A 6,336-nucleotide genomic window follows, 5' to 3' on the forward strand; every position below is an offset into this window, starting at 1 on the left:
CAACAGACATGAGCAAGCTGCGCGTGGCGGTCCTCGGGGCCAAGGGACGCATCGGTGCCGAGGCGGTACGGGCCGTCGAGGCCGCCGAGGACATGGAGCTGGTCGCCGCCCTGAGCCGGGGCGACAAGCTGGAGACCCTGGCCGAGACCGGTGCCCAGGTCGCGGTCGAGCTGACCACCCCTGCCTCGGTCATGGGCAACCTCGACTTCTGCGTGCGCCACGGCATCCACGCGGTGGTCGGGACGACGGGCTGGACCGACGACCGCCTCGCACAGCTGGGGGGCTGGCTGGCACAGTCCCCGCAGACCGGTGTGCTCATCGCCCCGAACTTCTCCATCGGGGCCGTACTGACCATGAAGTTCGCGCAGATCGCCGCGCCGTACTTCGAGTCCGTCGAGGTCGTCGAACTGCACCACCCGAACAAGGTGGACGCCCCCAGCGGCACCGCCACGCGCACCGCCCAGCTCATCGCAGAAGCCCGGCGGCAGGCGGGCGCGGCCCCGGCTCCGGACGCCACGGTCACCGCCCTGGACGGCGCGCGGGGCGCCAGCGTCGACGGTGTCCCCGTGCACGCCGTCCGCCTGCGCGGCCTGCTGGCCCACCAGGAGGTACTGCTGGGCGGCGAGGGCGAGACCCTCACCATCCGCCACGACTCCCTCCACCACAGCAGCTTCATGCCGGGCATCCTGCTCGGCGCGCGCCGCGTCGTGACCACTCCGGGCCTGACCTTCGGCCTGGAGCACTTCCTGGACCTGGGCTGATCCGGGGCCTCCTGACATGCGCGCGAAGATTTCCTATGCCGTCACGGCCGCCGTCCTGGTCTTCTACTTCGTCCTGGTCGGCAGCCGTGGCGTCATGCTCATCCAGTCCGGCACGGTCCTCACCGTCACCTTCGGGATCGCGGTCCTGATCCTGCCGGTGATCGGCCTGTGGTTCCTGTGGAAGAACACCCAGTTGGTCCGCAAGGCCAACCAGCTCGCCGCGGAACTCGACGCAGAGGGCGGCCTGCCCGTGGACGAGCTGAAACGCACCCCCGGCGGCCGCATCGACCGTGATTCGGCCGACGAGGTCTTCGCCAAGCGCAAGGCCGAGACGGAGGCGGCCCCCGACGACTGGCGCAGCTGGTTCCGCCTCGCCGTCGCCTACCACGACGCCCGTGACACCCCGCGCGCCCGCAAGGCGATGCAACGGGCGATCGCCCTGCACGACGGCAGGCCCGTCCAGGCCTGAGCACCGCACCGACGCGAAAGGGGCCGGTCCGCACCACCGCGGACCGGCCCCTTTTTGTGTTGCTCCCGGGGCAGCCGATCAGCCCCGCTGGTTCTCCGCCGCCCACGCCTCCAGCGCGTCGGCCGCCCGGTCGAAGGCGGCGGCCCGGCCCAGGAAGTCCATGTTGTGCGTGGTCAGCAGCGGCGGCAGGTCCTGCGCGCCGCGATCCCGGCGTACGAGGGTCAGCGCCTGGCCCTGCACCGTGCGGGGCAGCCCCAGCCAGCGCACCGGCTGCTGCAGCGTGCGCACCGCGACGATCCGCTCCCAGGGCGTGGTGCGGGTGAGGAGGAAGCCCACCTGGCGCACTCCGCGCCCGCTCACCCAGACGCCCATGCGCAGCAGCCGCAGCGAGCCGAGCATGAGCACCACTGCGGCGCCGAGGACCGCGCCGGCCGAGGACGGCGAGCCGGTCAGAGCGATGAGAACCGCGGCGAACAGCACGAACGAGGCGATCATCAGGCACAACGCCGCCACGGCCACGCGCCACGGGCCGGGCCGGTAGGGCCGGCGCCAGCGGTCGCGGTCGTCGTACGGCAGCGCGCTGTCGGGTGTCGCCTCGAAGGTGCGGTCGGCCGCCAGGAAGGGCAGGGGCACGGCGGTTCCTCACTCGATCCATGCGTGGGCTGTGCCCGGTGAGGCTATCCGCCGGTGTTCCCGCTCACCACCCGAGGGGGTCCGGAAGAGTCAGTGGCCCTGTGAGGCCTGTGATTGCTGTGTCTGCGCAGCGGTCGGGGTCGACAGCGCCGGCGTGCCGATGACCAGGGAGCCCACCAGCCCGGCGACGAGGGTCAGCCCGAGCAGCCAGCGCCCGGCCATCTGGCCGACGGAGGCCCGCTCACGGGCCGGGGGAGTGACATTGCTGCGGAACTTGTCGGCTTCGGCGACGAAGGCGAAGGGTACGGGCTCGCGCCGACGGAACATCGGTAACGCGTCTCCTCTCGGGGTCGAACTGTTGTGTCTCACCAACACAGACGCACGAGTCCCCCAAAAGGTGCCCCCTTGACCCGAATTCACAGAACTTCACCGAAGATGTCGCGTCCCGGCACCGAACGGCCCGATGTCAGAGCCGGGCCGTAGAGTGGGCGCCGCCCGAGAGAAGCAGTGGGAAGGACCCTCCGAGCCGTGACCGACACACCCGCCGGCGACCTCAAGCCCGGTTTCCGCAGCGACGTCACCGTCGAGCTGGTCAAGCACACCGCGTCCGACGCCGACGTGCTGTTCGCCGCGCGCGTCTCCACCGTCGGCGAGCAGTCCCTGGACGAGCTGGACAAAGACCCGGAGCGCTCCAAGGGCCTGATCAACTACCTCATGCGCGACCGGCACGGCAGCCCCTTCGAACACAACTCGATGACGTTCTTCATCAGCGCCCCGATCTTCGTCTTCCGCGAGTTCATGCGGCACCGCGTGGGCTGGTCGTACAACGAGGAGAGCGGGCGCTACCGGGAGCTGCAGCCGGTCTTCTACGTCCCCGACGAGGCCCGCAAGCTCGTCCAGGAAGGCCGCCCCGGCAAGTACGTCTTCGTCGAGGGCACCCAGGCGCAGCAGGAACTGGTCGGCCGCGTCATGGAGGACTCCTACCGGCAGGCGTACGAGGCCTACCAGGAGATGCTCGCCGCCGGCGTCGCCCGGGAGGTGGCCCGCGCGGTCCTCCCCGTCGGCCTGTTCTCCTCGATGTACGCGACCTGCAACGCCCGCTCGCTGATGCACTTCCTGGGCCTGCGCACCCAGCACGAGCTGGCCAAGGTGCCGTCGTTCCCGCAGCGGGAGATCGAGATGGTCGGGGAGAGGATGGAGGCGGAGTGGGCCAGGCTCATGCCGCTCACGTACGCCGCCTTCAACGCCAACGGCCGTGTCGCGCCGTAGCGCGGCACACATGTGCGGTCAGCCTCCCGAAGTGTCCGTATTGCGGCATTTGGAGAAGTTCATCTAGCCTGATCGAACGGACCCGGCACTGCTTGAACCCCCGAGCAGGCAGTGCCGGGTTCCGCATTTGTCCAGACTTTCCCGGCACCCCGCGGGCAGACCACTCATTGCGCAGCGAGTAGCGTGTTACCCATGGCTCCGACCTCGACTCCGCAGACCCCCTTCGGGCGGGTCCTCACCGCCATGGTCACGCCCTTCACGGCGGACGGCGCACTCGACCTCGACGGCGCGCAGCGACTCGCCACGCACCTGGTGGACGCAGGCAACGACGGCCTGATCATCAACGGCACCACCGGCGAGTCCCCCACCACCAGCGACGCGGAGAAAGCGGACCTCGTACGAGCCGTCCTGGAGGCGGTCGGCGACCGCGCCCACGTCGTGGCCGGAGTCGGCACCAACGACACCCACCACAGCATCGAGCTGGCCCGCGCCGCCGAGCAGGTGGGCGCACACGGCCTGCTGGTCGTCACCCCGTACTACAACAAGCCCCCCCAGGAGGGCCTGTACCGGCACTTCACGGCCATCGCCGACGCCGCCGAGCTCCCGGTCATGCTCTACGACATCCCTGGCCGCAGCGGCGTCCCCATCAACACCGAGACGCTCGTCCGTCTCGCCGAGCATCCGAGAATCGTCGCCAACAAGGACGCCAAGGGCGACCTCGGCCGCGCCAGCTGGGCCATCGCCCAGTCCGGCCTCGCCTGGTACTCCGGCGACGACATGCTCAACCTGCCCCTGCTCTCCGTGGGCGCGGTCGGCTTCGTCTCGGTCGTCGGCCACGTCGTCACCCCCGATCTGCGGGCCCTCGTGGAGGCCTTCGTCTCCGGCGACGTCCAGAAGGCGACCGAGATCCACCAGAAGCTGCTCCCGGTCTACACCGGCATGTTCCGCACCCAGGGCGTCATGACCACCAAGGCCGCGCTGGCGCTCCATGGCCTGCCCGGCGGACCGCTGCGCCCGCCCATGGTCGAGCTCGCGCCCGAGGAGATTGCCCAGCTCAAGATCGATCTTGCTGCCGGCGGGGTACAGCTCTAACACCAGACTTCGCGCGGTCCCGCCGCGCGCCAAGGCTCAACAACTGAAAACCAACCGAATCAGCGGGCCACCGGTGCCCGTACCCCACAACGACAACTGCTTCTGCACGAACGTCACGCGCGCCACGTGCCCAACCGGTACGTGGCGTGTGTGGTGAGGAGAGTCTTTTGAGTCATCCGCATCCTGAACTGGGCCCGCCCTCGCCGCTCCCCGAGGGCGGCCTGCGGGTCACCCCGCTCGGCGGCCTCGGCGAGATCGGCCGGAACATGACGGTCTTCGAATACGGCGGCCGTCTCCTGATCGTCGACTGCGGAGTGCTCTTCCCCGAGGAGGAGCAGCCCGGAATCGACCTGATCCTGCCGGACTTCTCGTCCGTCAGAGACCGCCTCGACGACATCGAGGGCATCGTCCTCACCCACGGCCACGAGGACCACATCGGCGGCGTCCCCTTCCTGCTCCGCGAGAAGCCGGACATCCCGCTGATCGGCTCCAAGCTGACCCTCGCCCTCATCGAGGCCAAGCTCCAGGAGCACCGCATCCGCCCCTACACGCTCGAGGTCGCCGAGGGGCACCGGGAGCGCATCGGACCCTTCGACTGCGAGTTCGTAGCGGTCAACCACTCCATCCCCGACGCCCTGGCCGTGGCCATCCGGACGCCCGCCGGCATGGCGGTCCACACGGGCGACTTCAAGATGGACCAGCTCCCGCTGGACAACCGCCTGACCGACCTGCACGCGTTCGCGCGGCTGAGCGAGGAGGGCATCGACCTCCTCCTCGCCGACTCGACGAATGCCGAGGTCCCGGGGTTCGTGCCGCCCGAGCGGGACATCTCCAACGTGCTGCGCCAGGTCTTCGGGGGTGCCCGCAAGCGGATCATCGTGGCGAGCTTCGCCAGCCATGTGCACCGCATCCAGCAGATTCTGGACGCGGCGCACGAGTACGGCCGGCGGGTCGCCTTCGTCGGCCGCTCGATGGTCCGCAACATGGGCATCGCCCGCGACCTGGGCTACCTGAAGGTCCCGCCGGGTCTGGTGGTCGACGTCAAGACGCTCGACGACCTCCCGGACCACGAGGTGGTCCTGGTCTGCACGGGCTCCCAGGGCGAGCCGATGGCCGCGCTGTCGCGCATGGCCAACCGCGACCACCAGATCAGGATCGTCCAGGGCGACACCGTCATCCTGGCGTCGTCGCTGATCCCCGGGAACGAGAACGCGGTGTACCGCGTGATCAACGGTCTGACCCGCTGGGGCGCGAACGTCGTCCACAAGGGCAACGCCAAGGTGCATGTTTCCGGCCACGCGTCCGCGGGCGAGTTGCTGTACTTCTACAACATCTGCCGCCCGAAGAACCTGATGCCGGTGCACGGCGAATGGCGCCACCTCCGGGCCAACGCCGAGCTGGGCGCCCTGACCGGCGTCCCGCACGACCGGATCGTGATCGCCGAGGACGGCGTGGTCGTGGACCTCGTCGAGGGCAAGGCGAAGATCTCCGGCAAGGTCCAGGCCGGTTACGTGTACGTCGACGGGCTCTCCGTCGGTGACGTGGGCGAGCCGGCGCTGAAGGACCGGAAGATCCTCGGCGACGAGGGCATCATCTCGGTCTTCGTGGTCATGGACTCGTCCACCGGCAAGATCACTGGGGGCCCGCACGTCCAGGCCCGTGGTTCCGGCATCGAGGACTCCGCCTTCACGGACGTCATCCCGAGGATCACGGAAGTACTGGAGCGGTCCGCCCAGGACGGGGTCGTGGAGCCCCACCAGCTCCAGCAGCTCATCCGCCGGACCCTCGGCAAGTGGGTCTCGGACACGTATCGCCGCAGGCCGATGATCCTCCCGGTGGTGGTGGAGGTCTGACCTGCGTACGACCCCTCGTACGCGTGAACCTGGAGCGGGGCACCTCGATTTGCATCGGGGCGCCCCGCTCCAGTAGGTTTACGGCTCCGCTCGATCGGGAACCCAAGTGCTTCATGCGCTGGATGTTGGTCTCCCGGGCCGGGTGGAAAATCCGACTCAGAACCTCTGATAAAGTCGGAACCGCCGGAAAGGGAAACGCGAGAGCGGGAACCTGGAAAGCACCGAGGAAATCGGATCGAGAAAAGATCTGATAGAGTCG

The 6,336-nt window shown here is 69.2% G+C and carries 7 protein-coding genes; 5 read left to right on the forward strand and 2 right to left on the reverse strand.

Annotated features, from left to right (window positions below):
* Positions 1–8 precede the first annotated feature (8 nt).
* Together dapB and ACH45E_RS33250 are read left to right on the forward strand one after the other, a co-directional pair.
* Entirely contained in the window at positions 9–761 is a 753-nt protein-coding gene (gene dapB / locus ACH45E_RS33245; RefSeq protein WP_361446979.1) for a 4-hydroxy-tetrahydrodipicolinate reductase, read from the forward strand.
* 16 nt (positions 762–777) lie between these two features.
* On the forward strand, positions 778–1,230 hold the full coding sequence (locus ACH45E_RS33250; protein WP_361446977.1) for a hypothetical protein: 453 nt from the start codon (positions 778–780) through the stop codon (positions 1,228–1,230).
* A gap of 78 nt (positions 1,231–1,308) precedes the next feature.
* On the opposite strand, the gene ACH45E_RS33255 is transcribed toward ACH45E_RS33250, so the two are convergent.
* Together ACH45E_RS33255 and ACH45E_RS33260 are read right to left on the reverse strand one after the other, a co-directional pair.
* Entirely contained in the window at positions 1,309–1,863 is a 555-nt protein-coding gene (locus ACH45E_RS33255; RefSeq protein ID WP_361446975.1) for a hypothetical protein, read from the reverse strand.
* A gap of 90 nt (positions 1,864–1,953) precedes the next feature.
* Entirely contained in the window at positions 1,954–2,190 is a 237-nt protein-coding gene (locus tag ACH45E_RS33260; RefSeq protein ID WP_361446973.1) for a hypothetical protein, read from the reverse strand.
* Positions 2,191–2,391: 201 nt separating this feature from the next.
* Here ACH45E_RS33260 and thyX point away from each other — a divergent pair, with 201 nt between their 5' ends.
* The 3 genes from thyX to ACH45E_RS33275 all read left to right on the forward strand — a co-directional run bounded on the left by thyX (position 2,392) and on the right by ACH45E_RS33275 (position 6,077).
* Complete coding sequence (gene thyX, locus ACH45E_RS33265; RefSeq protein ID WP_361446971.1) at positions 2,392–3,132, forward strand: FAD-dependent thymidylate synthase; 741 nt, start codon at positions 2,392–2,394, stop codon at positions 3,130–3,132.
* A 192-nt stretch (positions 3,133–3,324) separates the two neighbouring features.
* A complete protein-coding gene (dapA, locus tag ACH45E_RS33270; protein ID WP_361446970.1) occupies positions 3,325–4,224 on the forward strand; it encodes a 4-hydroxy-tetrahydrodipicolinate synthase in 900 nt (299 codons plus the stop codon).
* A gap of 167 nt (positions 4,225–4,391) precedes the next feature.
* On the forward strand, positions 4,392–6,077 hold the full coding sequence (locus tag ACH45E_RS33275; protein ID WP_361446968.1) for a ribonuclease J: 1,686 nt from the start codon (positions 4,392–4,394) through the stop codon (positions 6,075–6,077).
* The last annotated feature ends 259 nt before the right edge of the window (positions 6,078–6,336 follow it).

It is taken from the genome of Streptomyces sp. NPDC020299 (assembly GCF_044387825.1).
In the GTDB taxonomy this organism is placed as follows: domain Bacteria; phylum Actinomycetota; class Actinomycetes; order Streptomycetales; family Streptomycetaceae; genus Streptomyces.